This window comes from Novosphingobium clariflavum (genome assembly GCF_026420865.1).
Taxonomy (GTDB): Bacteria; Pseudomonadota; Alphaproteobacteria; order Sphingomonadales; family Sphingomonadaceae; genus Novosphingobium; species Novosphingobium clariflavum.
Window position 1 is genome coordinate 51967 of the sequence record NZ_JAPCWC010000019.1, and the last position, 20319, is coordinate 72285.

Consider the following 20319-nt stretch of genomic DNA (forward strand, 5'->3'; position numbering starts at 1 on the left):
GACTTCGGTCCCGCCACGCCTTTTCGGTTACCGGTGCGCGCGTGCCTGCTCAGGCCGGCTCGGCGCGGATCTCGCTCAACTTGCGCTCCCACGCGAGAGCATGCTCGACGATCGTGGGGAGGTCGGCGTAGCGCGGCTGCCAGGGCAGGGTGGCCTTGATCCGGCTGTTGTCAGAGATCAGCGCATCGGGATCGCCGGCGCGGCGGCCTTCGATGCGGCGCTCGATCTGGAGGTTGGTGACCCGGTCCACCGCGTCGAGCACGTCAAGCACGGAGAAGCCGCGGCCGTAGCCGCAATTCATCGTCAGTGACTGGGTTGGCTCGGCGATCAGGGCCTCAAGCGCCAGCACATGCGCGGCGGCAAGGTCGGAGACATGAATGTAGTCACGCACGCCGGTTCCGTCGGGCGTGTCGAAATCGGTGCCGAACACCGAGACATGGCTGCGCTTGCCCAGCGCGGCCTCGACGGCGACCTTGATGAGATGCGTGGCGCCAGCGGTGGACTGGCCGGTGCGCGCCTGCGGATCGGCGCCGGCCACGTTGAAGTAGCGCAGTGCGCAGAAGTTGAGCGGATGGGCGCGGGAGACATCGCCCAGCATGATTTCGGTCATCAGCTTGGACATGCCGTAGGGATTGATCGGAAGCCTGGGACTGTCCTCTTGTACCGGCGAGACTTCGGGTATGCCGTAGGTCGCCGCGGTCGAGCTGAAGATGAAATGCGGCACCCCGGCCTTGACCGCCGCTTCGATCAGGGCGCGGCTCTTGGCCGTATTGTTGTGATAATATTTCAGCGGGTTCTCGACCGATTCGGGGACAACGACCGAGCCCGCGAAATGCATGATCGCGCGAATGCCCTGTTCGGCGAAGATCCGCGCGAGAAGGGCGCCATCCTCGATATCGCCTTCGTAGAGCGCGACACCTTCGGGCACGGCGAAGCGGAAGCCGGTGACCAGATTGTCGATGACGGTGACCGGCCAGCCGGCGTCCTTGAGTGCGAGCACCGCGTGGCTGCCGATATAACCGGCGCCACCGGTGACGAGGACGGGAAGCTTGCTGCTCATATTTCTCCGTTCGCTCCTGTCGGCATCTTGCGGCCGATGTCCGCGCGCCGGTTTCCACGAGTACCTGTCCTTGCGGTATGCCAGCGTGCTGCGCTGCGTCAAATACTTCAAGCCTGCGCCAATAGCCATGAAATCGTAACGTTTATTCACGAATGGCGGCTTCTATTTCTGCCGTCGTATGCCGCAATAGCGTATCGCAGTCGCATGGCCTTGCTGCCCGGTGGCGCTTGGCGCAAAAGCGATCGGCCGACGCCTGAACCTGACCGGAGTATTCGAGTTTGTCCCACTATCCGACGATCGTGACCGGCGCTGCGGGTTTTATCGGCGCGGCCGTCGCCGATGCCCTGATGGCGCGGGGAATCCCGGTGATCGGCATCGATTCGATGAACGATTACTACGCGGTCTCGCTCAAGGAAGCGCGGCGCGACCGGTTGCATGCCCGTCACGGCAACCTGTTCACGTTCCTCTCGCTCGATTTTGCCGACATGGACACGCTGGTAAGGGCGCTTGAGCCGCATCGCTTCGACCGGATCGTCCATCTCGGCGCGCAGGCGGGCGTGCGCTACTCGCTGGAAAACCCGCAGGCCTACGTGGCGTCGAACCTGGCCGGCCATGTCAATATGCTGGAGATCGCCCGCGCCCGAAAGGTCGAGCACATGGTCTATGCCAGTTCGAGTTCGGTCTACGGTGGCAACGCAAAGCTGCCCTTTGCGGTCGAGGACCGGGCCGATCATCCGGTTTCGCTCTATGCGGCCACCAAGAAGGCCGATGAACTGATGAGCGAGACATATGCGCACCTGTTCCGTATCCCCTTGACGGGGCTTCGCTTCTTCACGGTCTACGGCCCCTGGGGGCGGCCCGACATGGCGCTTTGGAAGTTTACCGAGCGCATGCTGTCCGCGCGTCCGATCGAGATCTTCAACAACGGCGAGATGTATCGGGACTTCACCTATATCGATGACATCGTGGCCGGCGTGCTGGCCTGCCTGGAGCGGCCTCCCGTCGATGATGGAGCGCCCAAGGCTGGCGGCAGCGTCAAGCCGCATGCGCTTTACAACATCGGCAACAACCGCAGCGAGCATCTGATGCGGCTGATCGAAGTGCTGGAGGAGGCCTGCGGCGTGAAGGCCGTGCTTGATCTGCTGCCGATGCAGCCGGGCGACGTTCATGCCACATTTGCGGACATTGCCGCGCTCACGCACGACACTGGCTATGCGCCGTCAACGCCCATCGAAATCGGAGTGCCGCGGTTCGTGGCATGGTATCGCGATTACACGGGCATCTGAAGGACGAACGCCTGCGGCGCAATGGGGCGCCGCCCGGGTAAGGGAGGCTGGAGCGTTTTTCGAACGGAGTGGAACACGCAGTGACTCGGAAAAACGCGGAAAACAAAGAATCTGTAGAGCCCGATCTGATTCAATCAGATCGGAAAACGCTCTAAACCGTTGATCCGAACGCATCGGATCAACGGTCTCATGTCCTCGGATCGACGGCTTCGGGACTCTGGCTTTGCACGCTGTCCGAAGCACAAGGTGATCGCACCTGCTTGAACAGGGCTTTAGTTGCGGCTGATGACCGCAAAGGCGTTGAACACCGGCGCGGCCTTCAGGAAGTCCTGCCACAGGCCCTTGATGACGGAGTTGCCGATCATCACGACGTCGCCATCCAGAATGACGGGATCGGGCGCAACGCCGGTGCGGATGTCCTTGAGGTTGAAGCGTGCGGCCATGCGCTGGCCGTTGATCGTGCGGAAAATCACCACTTCGTCGAGCTTGGCGGTGACCAGCGGACTTTCTGCTCGTGCGATCGCCGACAGCAATGTGGCATTCTTCGACAGTTCATAGACGCCGGGCTTGTTGACCTCGCCTTCCACCGAGACGTAGCGCAGTGCCAGTTCATCGACCGAAACGGCGACTTGCGGATCGCGCAAGTACTTGCGGCGCAGTCGCTCGGTGATGTCGTTGGCGACTTCGGGGGCGCTTCGTCCGGCTGCCTTGATTTCCCCGGCCACGGGCACGTGGATGAAGCCGGCGTCATCGACCAGGGCCTTCTCGACCGAAAGATCGGGTTCGCCGACAACACGCACTTGCAGGGTATCGGCCGGCACGATGCTGTAGGTGGTCGGCTGGCTGAGCGTTGGCGGAATGACCTCGTAGGCCGCCGCGCCCCGGGGGAGGTTCGCATTGTGTGTTGTTGACGTGCAGCCTGACAGGAATGTGCCGGCGAGCAGCACGGCGAGGCCGAGGGACTTGGGTGAACTGTGCACTTTCGGGTGTCTCCATGACCGTAAGCGGATTTTCGGAACCGGGCTGCCACGGTGTGCCCGGTTGATAAAGGTGTGAGGGAGCGTCCAATTCGGCTTCCGAACTTGTCGGATACCCTGACTAGACATCTTGCCGAGGACTGCCAAGCGGTCAGCGTCCGTTACCGGCGACCTGTCCGACAAGTCCGACGGTCGGAGGGCAGGGGCCGTTCAGGGCATATTCGCGCATCAGTTTCACTCGTGATTTCGGCGATCGATGACTGGGGGATCGGAACAGGCGCAGCCAGTCCTGGGCATTGTAGCGCAACCAGAATTCGACCCCGCGGGCGGGGTTGTAGCCCGCGCAGCGGGCCAGTCCGGCGCCGAGCAGGTCGGCACGATCTTCCATGCGGCGGCGGTCGCTCAGTCCCTTTGCGTCACCATCCTGATTGACGACGTGTCCCAATTCATGCCCGGCAACGAGGGCCAATTCGTCGTCGTTTTGTGCAAATTCTATCAGGCTACTGGAAATGGCAACGTTCTTGCTGTCGCTGAAGGCATCTATGCCCTTGTTTGTCTTTATCAGGAAGCGGGCGCTGCAGATCGGAATGGGCTGTACCGTGGCCTCGCGTTCCTGACCGCCGCGGCGCAGGCGCAGAAGAATCGCGCGGCCGGGGGGCATGGCCCCGAGGCGTTCTTCCAGGGCGTCGGCAAACAAAGATTGATTCGGCGTGACCGCGAAGAGTGACGCTGTGGACACGCCATCGATAGCGACAAGATCGTCGCCGACGCGCAGGCCGGCCAGATCCGCCGGGCTGCCGCTCGCGATGGCGGCAATCTGCGGTGAATCGGTCATTCCGAGCAATTGTGCGACGGCGACTTGATCGCTCTTTTGATAAGCGCCGATATGGTCGAGAGTGAGGCCGATTCCCGACATTGTAGAGTGACATAGCGGGGCCGCCGCAAGGTCGAGGCGAAAGCCGATATCGGCGATTCGAGCCATCTGTTCGCGCAGCGTGACCGGCCACGGGTGGGACTCGGCTGCCTCGGCGATCGGTGCGACGAAGAGCGCCAAGAATGCGACCAACGTCGCTGAGGTCTTGAATAATGTCGGTATTATATTGCGTTGCATTGTGCGCTGCGGTATAGGATTAAACGCTATTAGTCTATAGTACGTAACGTCATGGAGGTTTCATGAAGCTCAAGAATGTCATGCCGGTAGTGGCTGCTGCCGGTCTCCTTTTTGCTCCGATCGCGGCTCAGGCCGGTACCGCTGCTTCGGCTGCGCTGCCCAAGGCTGCAAGCCTTTCGGGCGTTGGCGTGCGTAGCTCGGCTCCGGTTCAGGCCAAGCAGAAGGCTGCTCCGGGCGTGTTCGTTCTCGGCGCGGTTGCTGTGGGTCTTGCGACCTGGGGTATCGTCGAGGCGACCAAGAGCGACAACAAGTCGAACGGCGCCTGATCGCTTTGACTTTTTGAAAGGTCCTGCCCCCGATTTTTCGAGGGCAGGGCTTTTTACATGACGCCTTTGGATTTGCTGAGCGAATCGGGTGTTTCGTTATTCTGAAGTGCATTCGGCTCTTGCCTGTTTGCTCCTTCGGTTTAGCCAGATTTTTTCTTTCGCGTGTTGATGAGATATCAGGTCGGAACCGTTATGGTGGCGATTCCGACCTGATCTCCCTGATCTGCCGATTTTTCCAACTTTCGAGGTGAAGCTCTGTCCGGGTCACCAATTGTTAGTGGGAGGCAAAACCGTCCTGCTGTCGGGCGCGTTCCGGGCTTGGCGGGGGCGTCGTCGCAAGCGCAGGGGCGCCGCGTAACGCAGGCCATGGCGCTTGTCCTGGTGGGCGTGATCTTTGGCGGCGGGGGCGGCGGTGCAGGCCTTTACAATCTCCTTGTCCAGCTTGCTGCCATCGCGTTGATCGCGGTGAATGCTTCGGCTTTTGTGGATTTTCTGCGCGGTTCGCCACGGTATTTTGTGGTGCTGGTGGCCGCGACCTTGCTTCTGCCGTTGTTGCAGATCGTACCGCTGCCGCCGTCGATCTGGCGGGCGCTGCCTGGTCGCGAGATGGTGGAGCAATCCCTGACGCTGATCGGGCGTCAGGATGAATGGTTCCCGTTCTCGCTCGACATGCGTCGGACCGCCGTGGCTTTCCTGGCGATGCTGCCGCCTTTGACCATCATCGTGCTTGCGCACGGTCCCTCGGCAAAGCAGCGTCAGCTGTTTCTGTGGCTCATTGCGCTTGCCGGCCTGCTCAGCGTGCTGATCGGGTTGCCGCAACTCGCTACCGGCAACAACCTCTTCGTGATGTTCCCCGAGGTGGCCGGGTCGCGTGAGTTGCAGGGCACCTTTGCAAATCACAACACCACCGGACTGTTCCTGGACATTGCCTTGGTTGCCCTTATTTGTGCCCTTCCGGATGAGGATATGCGGCCGGGCATCGTCCTTGCGGCTGTGGCCTGTGGTCTGATGCTCCTGGTCGGGCTGTTCCTGACGCGGTCCCGGTCGAGCATGTTGATCGCCGTGGTGCCTTTCTGTTGTCTGGCGGTCCGGATCTATTGGCGGATTGCGCGCCGCGTCAGCCGCAAGCAGCTTGGGCTGGTCATGGCCTTGGGGTGCGTCGCCTTCGCCGGCGCCCTGCTCGGGGTGTCTCAGGTCGACCAGGTACAGAAGAGCTTCGCGCGTTTTGAGAATCTCAACGATGAGCGTCCTGCCATCTGGCGCGATACGCGCTCGGCGATCGGGCGCTACTGGCCGGTGGGAAGTGGCGTCGGCACGTTCGACGAGGTTTTTCAGGTGGACGAATCCCTGGAAACGCTGGCACCTGGTCGAGCGGCTCGTGCGCACAACGATTTCCTGGAACTGACTCTTGAATCAGGTGTTGCGGGTATCGCGCTGCTGGCCGGCTGGCTGGCGGTGCTCGGCCTGGGGGCGTTCAAGGCATTGCAAGGTCGCAATGGCTCGGGTTTGGCACCTGTGGCCGTTTTTGTGATGCTCTTTATGCAGTCAGTTCTAGACTATCCATTGCGCAGTCAGGCAATTCTGTGTGTCGCAGGATTGATGGTTGCCATGATTATCCGTCCCGGCAATGCAGGTTCGGCGAAGATCCGTTCGGGTCAACGCGCGGAAGCTGTTGGGTCCTTGTGACAAGAATGTGGTCAAGGTCGGTTAGCTGTCCTTGAATTTCGACGTGCCCGATTGCCGATAACGGAGCCAGGATGGTGTTCCCGTGGCGATGGGGTGGGTCATTGGGCTTGAAAGAATGGCGGGGTTGAATTTGAAAGACGTACGATCAGCTGAGCAATCGCATGAGGCTGAGGTCGCCGACTGGGGGTCGGAATCCAGTTTCGAGGTCAATCTCAAGCATCTCATCTCCATAATTCGCCGAAATGCCATTCTGTTCGCCGCAACAGTGGTGAGCGTGGTCGTGATCGGCATCATCGTGACGATGCTGATCACGCCGAAGTACGATTCTCAGGCGCAGGTTCTTGTCGAAGACCAGGCCGATCAGATCATCGAGGGCAGCGAACTCCAGAAGGCGGGGGCTGCCTGGGATACCGATCGTTTCCTGCAGACCCAGCTGGGCATCCTGCAGAGCCGTTCGCTGGCGCGCAGCGTCGTAGAGGCGGGGCGTCTCGATCAGGACGCCGGTTTCTACGCCGCGATGGGCGAGGACATGCCGACCGATGAGAAGCTCGCGGAAGAGGGCTTCGCCAAAAAGGACTACGCGAACGCGCGCAAGGACGTGGCGATCGACGCGCTGACTGATGCACTTTCGGTCAAGCTGCCGATGAACAGTCGCATCATTGCGATCAATATCAAGAGCCGTAGTCCGCAATACTCTGCAAACCTCGCCAATCTGTTTGCCGAGCGTTACATCGACGGCAATCTTCGCCAGAAATATGAAAGCAGCGCCTACGCGCGCAAGTTCCTGGCTGACCAGCTCGAGGAAGCGCGCATCAAGGTGACGCAGTCCGAGCGCGACCTCAACCGGTATGCCCGTGCTGCAGGCCTGATCCGCGTTTCGAACCAGGGGGATAGCACAAAGCCGGATACCGAGCTTTCGGTGACCGGCAGCACGCTGGTCCAGCTTAACGATGCGGCTTCGCGCGCAACGGCTGACCGGATTGCCGCGCAGGATCGCTGGCAGGCGATTTCGTCGGCGCCGCCGCTGTCGATCAGCGAAGTGAACAGCAACCAGGCCGTGCAGTCGCTGGTGGGCGAGAAGGCGCGCGTCGAGGCGGAACTGGCCGATGCCCGTTCGCGTTACGTCGACGATTCGTCGCAGGTTAAGGCGAAGAAGGCGCAGCTTGCCGAATTCGATCGCCGCATCGGTGCGATTGCCGAATCCATCAAGCGTTCTTCCTATCTCGATTATCAAGCTGCCACCGAACGCGAGCAGTCGCTCGTCGCCAAGGTCGAATCGCTGCGTGAGGAGGCTTTGAGCGAACAGGATCGCGGCGTGCAGTATTCGGTGCTCAAGCGCATCGCGGACACCAATCGCGCGCTCTACGACACGCTGCTGTCTCGCTACAATCAGATCAACGCCACCGCAGGTGCTGCGGTCAACAACATCACGCTCGTTGACCGCGCTGAAGTGCCGACCAAGCCGTCGTCGCCGAAGCTGGCGCTTAACATCCTGCTGGCTTTCGTTGCTGGCCTGCTGTTGGCCGCCGTTGCCGTCGCGCTGCGCGAGATCTTCGATGGTTCGATCCGTTCGCCGGAAGACGTCGAGGCCAAGATCGGCTTGCCGCTGCTTGGTCTCATTCCGCTCGAGGCCAAGCGCGACGTGGGCGATTTGTTGGAAGATCGTCGCTCGCACGTCGGCGAAGCCTTCAGCACGCTTGTCACCAACCTTCGTTACTCCACAGCCAATGGTCTGCCCGAGTTGCTGATGGTGACCAGTTCGCGTGAGGGTGAGGGCAAGTCCACCGCATCGCGCACCATTGCACGCAACATGGCCCGTCTCGGCAAGCGCGTGCTGCTGGTCGATGCCGACCTTCGTCGTCCGACGCTGCATGGGTTCCTTGCCGAGCGTAACAAGAAGGGCCTGGCCGACTATCTCACCAATCAGAAGACCTTTGACGAGATTGTCGCGCCGACCGATGTCGAGAACCTCAACTACGTGACGGCTCTGCCGATGCCGCCGGATCCGGCGCTGCTGCTGGGCGGTGAAGGTGTCCACCGCTTTGTCGCGGAAGCGCGCGCGCGGTATGACCTTGTCATCATCGACAGCCCGCCGCTGCTCGGCCTGTCGGACGCGGCTCTGCTGGCCAACCATGCCGACGGCGTGCTTTTCGTGATCGATGCCTCGGTGTTCCACCGCGGCGCGGTCAAGGCAGCGCTGCGCCGCCTCAAGCTCGTCAATGCCAGGATCCTTGGTGTGGTGCTCAACCGGTTCGATCCCAAGAACGCGGGCGACAACTATAGCTACTACGATAGCTACTACACTTACGGTCAGGCAGAGGACTGAGTGACGGTCGCGTGCGCATGACAGTTGTTGGCAAGTCGGTCTGGTTCGCGCTGTGGGCGGCCGTTGCGGTTGCTGCGGCGGGGTTCGAAATGGACCGTGAGGCCAGGCATGATGCATCGCTGGCAGCGCGTGTCCCGGCTCCGTTCCGCGGGTTTGCGCTCGAAGTGCTGGCGCGCGGCGCTCTGGCGCGCGGTGACAGTGCTGCCGGCGTTCAACTGGCGCGCGAGATGGTGTCCCGCCGGCCGATACCGGCCGAAGGGCTGGCGATGATGGCGCAGGGCGAATTGGCGGCAGGGCGTGAACAGCCCGCGCTCGCTGCTGTCATGGTGGCGGCCGAGCGCGGCTGGCGCGACAGTTTCACCCAGGCGATCGTCGTCCAATTGGCTGTCCAGGGGGGCGACTGGGACATTGCTGGGCAGCGCCTGCTGGCGCTGTGGCGCAAGGGCGAGCAGAGCGATGAACTGCGCGCCTTGAGCGGTGCCGTGCTCTCGCGCCAGGAGGGGTTGACGGCCTTCACTGCGCAGCTGCGCGCCGAGGCTGGCTGGAGCAATGCGTTGCTGCTTTGGTCGGCCTCCGCCCTCGATGCTCACAAGGTCGGCGTCCTGGCGGGCACGCTGAGGAAGAACGGGGCGCAACTCGATTGTCCGTCGCTGTCGGCCAGTGCGAGCGATTCGATCCGCTTCGGTCGCGGCGCTGCCGTCGAGGCGTTGTGGCTGCAGGCTTGTGGCAGGCGCCGGGCTGGCGCATCGGCCAGTGGTCTTGGCAATCTCGTGTTCACGTCCAACGACGAGAGTGCGGCTGGACCGTTCGATTGGCACTACTTGCCCGGGCCGGGGGTCGAGCAGGCAATCGAGGCGGGGGCTGGTGGGCCGGTTCTCAGGTTCTCCAACTCGGAGCCTATTCGTCAGCCCATCGCCAGGCGTTTCGCGATGCTGCCGCCTGGAGCGCGCAGGGTCTCGGCGACGGGGGATGCGGTGAAATCGTCGATGAGCCGCGGTCCGGCACTCGAGGTGACCTGCTTCGATGGACAGGGCGCGGCCCACACGCTGGGCAAGTTCGATCTGACGCCAGAAGGAGCAAGTTTCTCCCTGCCGGCCGGATGCGCCAGCCAGTGGCTGACCATCGATGCCGGCATGGGGGCGGGAACGATCGATCGGGTGAGAATCGACTGATCGTGTCCGTTGCAAACGAGCGGGGCCCGTGCGGGCTCCATGGTTTGGCGATATCGATGTCCGGGCGTCGTGCGTGCGACGTCCGATCAAGTTAATGCAAGGAATGCCGCATGCCGTCCTCAGGGGCTAGTTCGATGGTCGGGATTCGCTGGTGGCATTCACCGGCATTGCTCGTGGTATTTTTTGTCATTCCCTTCTTCCTGCTCATCGCCGCAGCGACGCGGCCGGTGATCGAGAATGCGCCGGTGCTTGCATCGCACCAGGTCTACCTGACGGGGATCTTGCTGCTGAAGGCGTTGTTCCTGCTCGGCGGACTGGCTCTTGGTGCGCATTGCACCGGAACGGTTCAGCCGAAGAAGGTCCTGCGTCTCGAGAATACCAGCCTCGATTTCTTGTTCTGGTTCACCTTTCTTGCCTATGCCATCTGGTTCGGGCCGCTTCTGGCCTCCAATCCGGGCCTTATTCTGGCCACTTTGTCCGGCGCGACAGGCGCCATGTACGAAGTGCGTAGCACTGCCCAGAATATTTCCGGTGTGACCACGCTCAGCCAGTTCGGTATCGCCTACGCCGTGGTCTACGGCATCAAGGTCTTTCAGGACCGGGAAAAGTTGCCGCGTCGCTACACGATCATGCTGGCAGTAATTCTGGGGCTTGGACTGTTTCGTGCGGCCACGTTTTCGGAGCGAATTGCCATCATCGAAGTGGTGGTGCCATTTTTTGCGATCTACGTTTCCAGCCGAAAGCCGGGGGCCACGCCGGTCGATTTTGTGTTGAAGTTCTTTCCTTTTTTCCTTTATGCTGTGGCGCCATTGTTTTTTGCGCTTTTCGAGTATCTGAGAAGCTGGCTTAACTATTATGCGGCAATCTATGATACCTTTCCGCATTTTATTGCTGACCGCTTTGCGCTCTATTACGTTACATCGCTCAACAACATCTGTGCGTTGATCCAACTTTCGCCCAATCCGACTTTCCGAGGCGAATGGACCCTGAACTGGCTCTATCGCTTCCCGATCATCGGCAGCCTTATGCCCAGTTCGAGCTTGCGCGGCGAAGATGTGTGGTTCTCGCAGTTTCTGACGATCTATGCCTCGCCAGAGTACAACAATACTACCGGTGTCCTGACTGTTGCCTATGACTGGGGGATGGTTTTGGGCATGGCGCTGATATTTGTTTATGGTGCCCTGGCTGGACTTGCCTTTGCTTCTTTCCGCTCTGGGCGCGGCGCGGGACGTTATTTCTATCCGATCTTTCTCTATTCCCTGCTTGAGATTCTGCGTATCGGTTACATTTACGACGGGCGAGCGATTTCTGCGATGATCGGTCTCATCATTGTCGCTCTTATCTGGTACAAGCGGTCTCCGCGCGTATCGGTGGGCGGCTCAGTGCGCTGATGGCGGTCGCCATCCGCCACGGTACGGCGCGCCCAGGCGGGCCTCATCCAAATCGGGAGCAACGATGCGGGTAATCATTAACGGTCGTTTCCTCGACAAGCCAACCACGGGGGTCGAGCGCTATGCGCGTGAGATCGCGCGCGTCATCGACCGGCTGGTCGAGGTCGGGGATCCTCAGGTCCAGGGCGTGGATTTCGTCATTGCCCGGCCGCGTTCGGGAGCGCCGCGCTTCGCATCGGCCATTCCCGAGGTCGAAGTCGGCCCCGGGCAGGGCGTCCTGTGGGAGCAGGTTACGCTTCCGCGCTTCGCGGGCCGGGACGTTGTGATCAACTTGTGCAACATGGCCCCGCTGGCGGCGCGGTCGCAAGTCACCTGTGTGCATGACGCGCACCCCTGGCTCATGCCGGAGAATTTTTCGCGCGCCTTCCGTACCTGGTACGATCTCATGATCCCCCGGGTGATCCGGCGCAGCGCGCGCTGGACGACGGTGTCCGAGTATTCTGGCCGCATGCTCCAGGAACTGGGCATAGCGGTGCGCGCCCCGGATGCGGTGACCTACAACGCGGCGGACAATTTCGATCGGATCGAGCCGGAGCCGGTCGCGCTGCCCGACGACGTGCGCAAGAGCTATGTCCTGTGCCTGGGCAGCCAGTCGGCCAACAAGAACATCGGCCTGATCGTCGGGATCGCCGATGAACTGGCGAGGCAGGGAATTTCCGTTGTCGTGGCGGGGGGCGGAGCAAGCCGCATCTTCGGCGAACAGGGCGCTTATGGCGGCAAGGTTGTCGATCTTGGCCGGGTGAGCGACGGCGAACTCAAGACGCTTTATGCCGGTGCTCTCGCTTTCCTGTTTCCGTCCTTTTACGAAGGCTTCGGGGTGCCGCCGGTGGAGGCCATGCAGATGGGCTGTCCGGTGATCGTTTCGGATACCTCGGCTCTGCCCGAAGTGGTTGGTGACGGCGCGCTGCTTGCCGACCCGCGGGATGGGGCCAAGTGGCTGGAATCGATCCTGCGTATCCGGGACGAGGAGGGCTTGCGCTCCGAACTCGTGCGCAAGGGGTACGAGCGGGCAGCGTGCTACAGCTGGGAAGGCTCGGCGCGCACCATGGTGGCATTGGCGCGGGAGGCGGCACGATGAAGCCGGCAGCCGAGCTCAAGGTGCTCCATGTTTGCGAATGTCTGCCGGGCGGGCCCGGCAGCTATCTGCAGGAAGTGCTGCCTGCCCAGCTGGCGAAGCTGGGGGCGGGCAAGGTTGCGGTGCTGGCGCCTGAGAGCCAGCTTGGCCTGCTGCCCGCCGATGGCGGTCTTGTCACCTTTTCCTACGATCAGGAAAGCCGCAGCGCCTCGGCGACGGTTCGGCTCGCCAGGCAGATCCGTCACGCCGTCCGGCAGTTCGCGCCCGATGTCCTGCATCTGCACAGCACGCTGGCCGGTGCTCTTGGGCGCACTGTCACGCTTGGCATGCGTCGGCGCCCGAAGATCGTCTACTGCGCGCATGGCTGGATGATCGACCCCGACAAGCCGGTGCGAGGACGGGGCCTCATCGCGGCCATGGAGCGCTCGCTCAGCCGGTTCACGGACAGCATCGTCAACATTTCGCCGCACGAGGCGGGCTTCCTGCTCGATCGCGGTTTTGCCCGCTCCAAGCTCGATCTTGTCGTTTCGGGCATTCGGGACTTTCCGGCGCCGCCGCCGGTCGAGCCGCAGGAGCGGCCAGTGAACCTGCTGTTCATCGGCAGGCTGGATTATCAGAAGGGGTTCGACCTCCTGCTTCCGGCGATCGCGCGGTTGCCGGAGGGGCTTGCCAAGGTGACCGTGGTGGGCGACGTCGTGAGGGGCGGCGTGCGACCGGGGATCGAGGGGCTGGCGATCGACATGAAAGGCTGGCTCCCGCGCGAGGAGGTGGCCAAGGCCATCGTCGAGGCCGATGCCGTGGTGATGCCGAGCCGGTGGGAAGGGTTGCCGCTGGTGGCGCTGGAAACCATGCGGGCGGGGCGGGCGCTCATCGCCACCAACGGCGGCGCCTTCCGCCATCTGGTGCAGGACGGGGAGACTGGCGCGCTGATTGACAACGGCGATCCGCAATTCCTCGTCGACACGCTGTCGCGTTATGGCATCGCGGATTTCCGGCGCATGGGAATTGCGGCGCGTGCTGCTTATGAAGCCGGTTTCCGCGCAGACCGGATGAATGAGGAACTCTTGGGGCTATATCGGGAGTTGGCTGCCGCGTGACCGTGCTTCCCTGGGGGAGAGAAGTGCAGTTTGCCGCTGTGACCATGACCGGTGATCGGAGGAATTTTGGGGATGTTGAGTTCCAGCAAGGACGCGATGACCAGCCGTCTTAACGAAGGGGAAGCTGCCCCTATCCGCGTGCTCTATGTGGTGCCGCCGTCGAACCAGTTTGCCGGCATCGAGAGGGTGACCGACGAACTGGCCAATGCGCTTGCGCGTAACGACAATCCGCGTTTCGATGTCAGCGTGCTCTATTTTCGTGATTACGCTGAAGTCGTGGATCCGGCGTACACTGTTCTTCGTGAAGAGGCGCAACGCACCCGTGACATTCCCGGCGGCCTGCAAAAGGCCTTGGCCAAACGGGACTTCGATCTTGTGGTGATCCCGCAATTCGAGAACGCTTTCCTCTCTCTCGTGAGGGATCGTCTGGCCGGTCGGCGCACGAACATCGTCCTGCATCTTCACGGCAATCCCGAAGTTGAGCGCGTGGTCTCCGCCAAGTCGCGGCTTCTGTTCTCGTTTGTGCGCCTTGCAGCGCCATATTTCGCCGGTGTCATTGCGGTCTCGCCAGGTTTGGCCAAGCGGGCACAGGCGATGATGGGCGACAAGTGCCGGGTGCTGTTCATGCCCAATCCGGTTCGCCAGCTCGGCGACCGTGTTCGGGTGAGCGAAGCGGCATTGGCAGGACGCAACTTCGTGACAGTGGCGCGATTGGCCTATCAGAAAGGGCACGACATCGCCGTCGCTGCTTTTCGCAAGGTCGTGGACGCTTATCCCGATGCCACCCTGACACTGGTGGGGGAAGGGCCGGAGCGCGCAAAGCTGGAGGACATGATCGAGCGCCTCGATCTGCGGGACAATGTCACGCTGAAGGGCATGGTGTCCGACCCATCGGCGGAACTGGGGGCCGCGCGGGCCTTTGTCACGGCTTCTCGCTGGGAGGGCTTCGGGGTGTCGATCGTCGAGGCCATGAGTGTCGGCTTGCCGGTGGTGGCGGCTCGGTGCGATTTTGGACCGGAGGATCTCATTACCCGTCCTGAATTGGGGATCCTGACACCGCCCAACGATCCCGACGCTCTGGCTGATGCGATGATCCGTCAGTTGGCGCAGGAGCCGCGGGCCGAAGACGTCGACCTGCGACGGCAGGAGGCCGCGGAAAGCGCAAGGGATGCCGTCGTCGCCCGCCATGCGGCCTATCTCCTGCAGTTGCAGCGAGGCCTTGTGTCGTGAGCGCGTTCCCGCCGCCCTACCTCGTGATCAGCGCCGCTCATGATTATCGTTCCAAGAAGCGCGCCAACATCGATTTCATCACGGATGTGCTGGCAAAGCGGGGCGAGACGGCGTTTCTGGCCACCCATTCCAGCGCGCTCTCGGCGCTGAGCGGTCGCGACGGGCGGTATCGGCAATTCGGCGAAACCAGCGTGACGGCCAACGGTGTCCAGTGTCGCCTGTGGCACTCGCTCATGCACCCGATCAATCTCAACGGGAATTCCGGAAGGATTTGGAATCCTCTGGCCAGCGCCATCTACCGCAGGACCATGCCGCGCAGCGTGAAGGACATGATCCGCAAGGCAAGGACCATTGTGGTGGAATCCGGCAGTGCGGTCGGTATCCTTCGTGCGGTTCGGCGGCTCAACCCCGATGCGCGGATCATCTACAACGCTTCGGACAGCCTCAGCACCATCGGTCTCGGGCAGTACTATGACGATCAGCTGGCGGCGGTAGGCGGGGAGATTTCGCATGCGCGGCTGCCATCGGCGCTGATGGCGGGCGAACACCGGGCCATAGCGGAACATCGCATCATTCCTCACGGGCTTGATGATGCCTTTTTTGAAAGTCCCGGTCCCGATCCCTACGACGGGCGCCGATCGGCGATTTCGGTCGGCTCGATGCTGTTCGATCCCGAATTTTTCGAGGTTGCTGCCGAGGCGTTTCCCGATGTCCATTTCACCATCATCGGATCGGGCCATGCCGGCATCAGCCGGGGCAATCTGGAATGGCTGCCGGAAATGGCGTTCCGTGATACGCTGCCTTATATCCGCCACGCAGCCGTGGGCATCGCGCCTTACCGTACCGCGCTGGCATCGGATTACCTGATCGATACCTCGATGAAATTGCTGCAGTTCGAAGCGGCTGGCATTCCTGCGGTCTGTCCGGATTTCGTGCAGGGGGGCAAGCCCACGCGGATCGGCTACCGGGTGGGGGATCGAGAATCGATCGTGGCGGCCATGCGCGCCGCGCTGGAGATGCCGCGGGCGGTGCCGAGCGTGCCGCGCACCTGGGATCGGGTGGTGGACGAACTTCTCGCGCCTTCGCAGGGAGTGTCTGCGTGAAGTTGTCATGGTTGCTGCTGGCTCGGCTTATGGCCGGCGGGGTGGGGTTCCTGCCGCCACTGGTCGCCGCATCACTGTTGGACGGGCTGCAATACGGACTTGGCGCCAGTTCCTTCGCGGTCGGCATGTTGCTGATCGGGCCGGTCGCGCAATATGCCAAGCAGGGTTACATGCGCTCGATCCTGCTGCCGGAACGACCGGACATTTCGGCCTGGCATATCGTGATCGTGTTCCTGTCGCTGGTCCTTGTCGGCATGGCCGTCGCGGGACTGGTGGCCGGAGTGCCGCTGGCTGCGCTGGTATCGGTGTTCGTGGCGATCGCCTCCCTGACCCTTGCCCGGATCGAGGAAGTCCGCCAGGTGGCGCTGGAGCGGCAGTTGCTGGCGGTCAGCTTGTTCTACCTGGTTCCGCCGCTGCTGTTGACGGCGTTTTTCGCGCTGTTCTGGGCGCTCGCACTGCACCCTGACTGGAAGACGATCTCCTTTTCGATGTCGCTCGCCTATCTGGCGCCGTCGCTTGCATCGATCGCCTTGCGGCGCGGCATGGCGGCGTTCACGGTTCGCCCGCTGCGGGTCGAGGATGCGCGCCTGCTGTGGAGCGAGAGCCGGACGTTCCTGCTCAGCGGCATTGTCATGTCCGCGACCGAGAGTTTCCCGACGCTTGCGCTGAGCGCGCTTGGGGTGCCGCAGGCGGTGGCAACCTTCGAATTGGTGCGCAAGCTGTCCTCGGCGGTCTCGGTGTTCCTCCATGGGCTGGCGATCGCCTTCGCGCCGCGCCTCATCAAGGCGGCGGCCGATGGGGACTGGGGGGGCGTGCGCCATACGATCTGGCGCAATACCCAACTTTCGGTGGCATTCGCGGCAGTCTACCTGCCGGCGGCTGTCGCGGCGGTGTTCGTCCTCGGGCGGCTCGGCTGGATTCACGCGGATGTCTCGTTCAACCTCGCGATGCCGCTGTTCGTGAGCGCCTTCGTGACGTGCGTTGCGGCGCCTTTCGGCATGGCCGTGGCCGCGCTCAACAGCGAGAAGTGGTGGTTGATCGGCGGCTTCCTGGGCGTCCTGTGCTTCGTTGCCGCGCTGGCGCTGACGCCCTTGTTCGGTGCGGCGCAGACGGTGGCGGTCGCGGTGCTCGCACAAAACGTCGCCTTGAGCTTGACGATTGGCATAGTCGTTTCGAAATTGGTGCTGGTTCGCACGCGCGCTCATGGGGGCGCGCCATTGGCCGCAAAGGCAAATTGATCCGATGACATCATACATCCGTCCGTTACGCGTCGCCGAGACTTTCGTGGGGCGCCGCGGCTTCGTGGCCGCCCTTGGCGGCGTGCCGGTGCTCGCCGCCGCGTTGCATGCGCAGGTCCTGCATGCCGCCGTCCAGACCCGCGACATCCGGGAGTTCGGAGCGGTGTCGGATCCATCGCGCGATCAGCAGGCGGCCTTGCAGGCTGCGCTGGACTGGTGTTCGCATTCCAGGGGCGTATTGCGCCTGGAGAAGGGCGGCATCTACTGCCACTCTAGCGGGCTCGACCTGGGGGGCGGGACGATTTCGGGGATGCAGGGCACGTTCAGGGCGCTCGTGCCCGAAAATGGTCGCCTGCGCATCACCGGTGCCGGTGTCGCCTTGCGTGACCTCACCTTGGCCTCGCCGGCGAGCAAGCGTAGCCAAGCCTATACCGGCATAGGCCTGCTGGTGCAGGATGCTCATGATTTCACGCTCACCAATATTGCGGTGCACGGGGCGGCCACTGCCGGCATTCTCATGGACGACGCCCATCGCGGCACGCTGCGCAACATTCTCGTGCGCGGTACGATGGCGGACGGGCTGCACATCACCAACGGCTCTTCGTATATCGATGTCGCCAATTATCAGGCGATCCGCACTGGCGACGACGGCTTTGCCGTGGTCAGTTACGATCGATCGGACCAGAAGGGCAGGCGCTGCAACAATATCCGCGGCCGCTTCATCACCGTGATCGATGGCAATGCGCGCGGTGTTGCCGTGGTCGGCGGCGCCGATGTGACCGTGGAGGATGTGAAGGTGGTCCGTTCGGCCTGCGCGGGTCTCTACCTGAATTCCGAAGTGAGCTATGGTACCTTCGGGAATGCGCATATTTCGGCGGCACGTGTGCAACTGGTCGACTGCGTGACGCGCAAGGGCATCAATCAGGGCGTGGTGCACATTGAGGGGCGCAAGTCCTGTTCGGTGCAGCGCTTGGGCGGCGACGCGCTCAACTGTTCCTCCCAGGACGTTCGGTTCAGCGGCATCGTCATCGAGGGACTCGGCATCGGCGCGCGTGCGGGGGTGGTGGCCGCAGGAGACCTGCAGGGCATTTCGGTGAGCGGCCGTCGGGCAAGTGGTCAGCGCTGGAACCGTCCCGCGTCTCAGATCGACACACCAGACCCCAAGGCAAAGAGCATTTCTGTTTCTCTTTCCTGATTTTATTGTTATATTGATTATATGACTACTTTTACGACAACTGTGTCGAATGGAGGTGCAATGTACATTTCATTGAACCTGCTAGCTGTAGCGAGGTGCGGGCTTCCTCTGTAGGAGGGGCGTTCAGGATCCGACGTTCGTGTGAGGCGAGTGAGCATGCGCGGGGCCATTGCGGTTCACGGGTACTGCTTTTTCCCGTTCGTGCGCTGATCCTGACCATGAAGGCAATAACGGCATCGCCGCTGCCTTCAAGACGGCGTTTCATAACATAAAGTGCAAAGCCTGCCTGCGAGTGCGCGTCCAGCGCGCCGCATTTGCGTTTCGACTGAGCACGCCTGCCGAGGCGTGTGCGTCGATGGCTGGTGCGGCGGCGGCGCAGTCGCGGAGCATGTGGCGGCATGCGGGCCGTGACCAAAAGTCGTGTCACGGTAATTCGGGATGTCTATTTCAAAGCGCGTCGATTGGAGGGCGTACCGAAAGTTGTGCTTTCGGTATTCACTCGGCGGGTGACGTATAGGTGTGGGTACGACAATGGTGGAATCTAGCGGCTGGCTATGGCGCAGGCACTGCGCTGAGCCGCGTCAAGTCTATGAGCGAGTAACAGGGTGCCGACTGCTGACTTGGTGCGGAGGCGGGCAATGACGCCGCCGACCATCAGCGTGGCGGCCGTCGTCGCGACGAAGGGCCGTGTCGACGAACTGCGCATTCTGTTTGCCAGTCTCGCGGCGCAGACAAGGCAACTCGCGGAAGTTGTGGTCGTCGACCAGAACGAGCACGAGGATCTCAAGGCCGTCCTCGATGATTTTCCGGACCTGCCGGTGCGGTGGCTTCGTCGTCGCGATCTTCAGGGGGCCAATGCCAGCCGCAACTGGGGGTGGGCGCAGGCCTCTTCCGATCTGGTGTTCTTTCCGGATGATGATTGCTGGTATCCGAGCGACTTCGTCGAGAAGGCCTGTGCGCTCCAGGAATCTACCGGTGCGGACATCGTCAGCGGACGTGCGGCGGATATTTCGGGGCGCAGCATCAATGGCCGTTTCCTGGAAGCGCCCGCCTGGGTCACCCGCAAGACGGCATGGATGACCCAGATCGAGTGGGTGTTCCTGATCCGCAAGGGCATGTTGCAGGCCATTGGCGGATTCGACGAACGCATTGGGCCTGGAGCTGGAACGCCCTGGGGAAGCTGTGAGGTCCAGGACCTGTCCCTGCGGGCGATGGCGGCCGGGTTCCGTCAGATCTATCATCCGGAAATCTATGGGCACCACGAGGAGTTCGTGGTCGCACCGGATGTGCCCGATGTGATCGCCAAGGGGGCGCATTATGCGCGCGGCTTCGGCTTTGTCCTTGGCAAGCATGGCTTCTCGACGTGGACGGCGGCCAAGTGGATAGCCCGCCCGGCCATGCGGGCGATCTTTGAGCTGGCCCGCTTCAAGGTTTTCAACGCACGCTATTCGTTCGCCGTGGCGATGGGGCGGCGATCGGGTTTCTGTGATGTCCTATCCTCACGCCGGTCGGCAGAGGACGAGCAGTGGCCCTTGCCCCATGGCGCCGGCAAGCAGGCGGCGGTCATCTGCCTGGCCTGAAATGCCGGGTCAAACGAAGCGCTTGAGGGGAGTGCGGGCGAGCAGGAGTACCAGTGGTATCGTGATGATCACGGTTGCCACGTAGACCAGTTCGCCCGGTAGCCCCAGCGGTGTCAGCAGCTTGATGACAAGGACGTGCGTGGCGTAAACGCCAAGAGATGCGTTCGCGAGAGCGTTCAGGGCGACGTAACCCGCGCTTTGAGCGGGTTCGAGGTGGCGCAGGGAAACCACGCAGAGCATCGCGGTCAGTCCCAGCGGCAGCGTCATCATCCGCACGTCGGGAATGCCGAAGGGCTTGGGGATTCCCAGCCACTTCATGAGACCCAATTCGGCCGTGTTGAGCGCCGTCAGCGCCAACAGTGCGCCGAACAGCAAGACGGGGCGACCGGCGGACCGGTTGGTAGAG

Annotated in this window: 17 protein-coding genes; 13 read left to right on the top strand and 4 right to left on the bottom strand. The window is 62.3% G+C overall.

Annotated elements, in window-relative coordinates:
* Window positions 1-49: 49 nt before the first annotated feature.
* Window positions 50-1060, bottom strand: coding sequence for a UDP-glucose 4-epimerase GalE (gene galE / locus OKA11_RS18495; RefSeq protein WP_267223023.1), 1011 nt, complete (start codon window positions 1058-1060; stop codon window positions 50-52).
* Between the two features lie 278 nt (window positions 1061-1338).
* On the opposite strand from galE, the gene OKA11_RS18500 reads away from it, so the two are divergent.
* Window positions 1339-2346, top strand: a complete 1008-nt coding sequence (locus tag OKA11_RS18500; protein ID WP_267223024.1) for an SDR family NAD(P)-dependent oxidoreductase — start codon at window positions 1339-1341, stop codon at window positions 2344-2346.
* 272 nt (window positions 2347-2618) lie between these two features.
* On the opposite strand, the gene OKA11_RS18505 is transcribed toward OKA11_RS18500, so the two are convergent.
* The gene (locus OKA11_RS18505) at window positions 2619-3326 is read right to left on the bottom strand and encodes a polysaccharide biosynthesis/export family protein (protein WP_267223025.1); all 708 of its coding nucleotides are present in this window, start codon (window positions 3324-3326) and stop codon (window positions 2619-2621) included.
* Window positions 3327-3474: 148 nt separating this feature from the next.
* Window positions 3475-4434 (bottom strand): M48 family metallopeptidase, encoded by a 960-nt coding sequence (locus OKA11_RS18510; protein WP_267223027.1) that lies wholly within the window; start codon window positions 4432-4434, stop codon window positions 3475-3477.
* A 62-nt stretch (window positions 4435-4496) separates the two neighbouring features.
* Between OKA11_RS18510 and OKA11_RS18515 the strand changes: the two genes are divergently transcribed.
* The 12 genes from OKA11_RS18515 to OKA11_RS18570 all read left to right on the top strand — a co-directional run bounded on the left by OKA11_RS18515 (window position 4497) and on the right by OKA11_RS18570 (window position 19913).
* A complete protein-coding gene (locus OKA11_RS18515; protein WP_267223029.1) occupies window positions 4497-4760 on the top strand; it encodes a hypothetical protein in 264 nt (87 codons plus the stop codon).
* 366 nt (window positions 4761-5126) lie between these two features.
* A complete protein-coding gene (locus tag OKA11_RS18520) occupies window positions 5127-6446 on the top strand; it encodes an O-antigen ligase family protein (RefSeq protein WP_267223031.1) in 1320 nt (439 codons plus the stop codon).
* 115 nt (window positions 6447-6561) lie between these two features.
* On the top strand, window positions 6562-8772 hold the full coding sequence (locus OKA11_RS18525; RefSeq protein WP_267223033.1) for a GumC family protein: 2211 nt from the start codon (window positions 6562-6564) through the stop codon (window positions 8770-8772).
* A 17-nt stretch (window positions 8773-8789) separates the two neighbouring features.
* Complete coding sequence (locus OKA11_RS18530) at window positions 8790-9944, top strand: tetratricopeptide repeat protein (protein WP_267223034.1); 1155 nt, start codon at window positions 8790-8792, stop codon at window positions 9942-9944.
* A 134-nt stretch (window positions 9945-10078) separates the two neighbouring features.
* Window positions 10079-11335 carry a hypothetical protein gene (locus OKA11_RS18535; RefSeq protein WP_267223036.1) on the top strand — a complete coding sequence of 419 codons (1257 nt, stop codon included), beginning with the start codon at window positions 10079-10081 and terminating at the stop codon, window positions 11333-11335.
* Window positions 11336-11399: 64 nt separating this feature from the next.
* Complete coding sequence (locus OKA11_RS18540) at window positions 11400-12473, top strand: glycosyltransferase family 4 protein (RefSeq protein ID WP_267223038.1); 1074 nt, start codon at window positions 11400-11402, stop codon at window positions 12471-12473.
* Entirely contained in the window at window positions 12470-13567 is a 1098-nt protein-coding gene (locus tag OKA11_RS18545; protein WP_267223040.1) for a glycosyltransferase, read from the top strand. The genes OKA11_RS18540 and OKA11_RS18545 overlap by 4 nt, the downstream gene beginning before the upstream one ends.
* A 72-nt stretch (window positions 13568-13639) precedes the next feature.
* The gene (locus OKA11_RS18550) at window positions 13640-14797 is read left to right on the top strand and encodes a glycosyltransferase (RefSeq protein ID WP_267223042.1); all 1158 of its coding nucleotides are present in this window, start codon (window positions 13640-13642) and stop codon (window positions 14795-14797) included.
* On the top strand, window positions 14794-15900 hold the full coding sequence (locus tag OKA11_RS18555) for a GumK N-terminal domain-containing glycosyltransferase (protein WP_267223044.1): 1107 nt from the start codon (window positions 14794-14796) through the stop codon (window positions 15898-15900). Before OKA11_RS18550 ends, OKA11_RS18555 begins: the two co-directional genes overlap by 4 nt.
* A complete protein-coding gene (locus OKA11_RS18560; RefSeq protein ID WP_267223046.1) occupies window positions 15897-17138 on the top strand; it encodes a polysaccharide biosynthesis protein in 1242 nt (413 codons plus the stop codon). The genes OKA11_RS18555 and OKA11_RS18560 overlap by 4 nt, the downstream gene beginning before the upstream one ends.
* A gap of 4 nt (window positions 17139-17142) precedes the next feature.
* Window positions 17143-18333: a right-handed parallel beta-helix repeat-containing protein gene (locus tag OKA11_RS18565; RefSeq protein WP_267223047.1), complete on the top strand. Its 1191-nt coding sequence runs from the start codon at window positions 17143-17145 to the stop codon at window positions 18331-18333.
* A gap of 638 nt (window positions 18334-18971) precedes the next feature.
* Window positions 18972-19913: a glycosyltransferase family 2 protein gene (locus tag OKA11_RS18570; RefSeq protein WP_267223049.1), complete on the top strand. Its 942-nt coding sequence runs from the start codon at window positions 18972-18974 to the stop codon at window positions 19911-19913.
* Window positions 19914-19922: 9 nt separating this feature from the next.
* Here the strand turns inward: OKA11_RS18570 and OKA11_RS18575 are convergent.
* Window positions 19923-20319, bottom strand: a 397-nt coding sequence (locus OKA11_RS18575) for an acyltransferase family protein (RefSeq protein WP_267223051.1), incomplete at its 5' end; no start/stop codon positions are given.

Coding starts and splice junctions, on each gene's coding strand:
- galE (WP_267223023.1), bottom strand. CDS start 1,060: ATGAGCAGCAAGCTTCCCGTCCTCGTCACCGGTGGCGCCGGTTATATC.
- OKA11_RS18510 (WP_267223027.1), bottom strand. CDS start 4,434: ATGCAACGCAATATAATACCGACATTATTCAAGACCTCAGCGACGTTG.
- OKA11_RS18515 (WP_267223029.1), top strand. CDS start 4,497: ATGAAGCTCAAGAATGTCATGCCGGTAGTGGCTGCTGCCGGTCTCCTT.
- OKA11_RS18520 (WP_267223031.1), top strand. CDS start 5,127: ATGGCGCTTGTCCTGGTGGGCGTGATCTTTGGCGGCGGGGGCGGCGGT.
- OKA11_RS18525 (WP_267223033.1), top strand. CDS start 6,562: ATGGCGGGGTTGAATTTGAAAGACGTACGATCAGCTGAGCAATCGCAT.
- OKA11_RS18530 (WP_267223034.1), top strand. CDS start 8,790: ATGACAGTTGTTGGCAAGTCGGTCTGGTTCGCGCTGTGGGCGGCCGTT.
- OKA11_RS18535 (WP_267223036.1), top strand. CDS start 10,079: ATGGTCGGGATTCGCTGGTGGCATTCACCGGCATTGCTCGTGGTATTT.
- OKA11_RS18540 (WP_267223038.1), top strand. CDS start 11,400: ATGCGGGTAATCATTAACGGTCGTTTCCTCGACAAGCCAACCACGGGG.
- OKA11_RS18545 (WP_267223040.1), top strand. CDS start 12,470: ATGAAGCCGGCAGCCGAGCTCAAGGTGCTCCATGTTTGCGAATGTCTG.
- OKA11_RS18550 (WP_267223042.1), top strand. CDS start 13,640: ATGTTGAGTTCCAGCAAGGACGCGATGACCAGCCGTCTTAACGAAGGG.
- OKA11_RS18565 (WP_267223047.1), top strand. CDS start 17,143: ATGACATCATACATCCGTCCGTTACGCGTCGCCGAGACTTTCGTGGGG.
- OKA11_RS18570 (WP_267223049.1), top strand. CDS start 18,972: ATGACGCCGCCGACCATCAGCGTGGCGGCCGTCGTCGCGACGAAGGGC.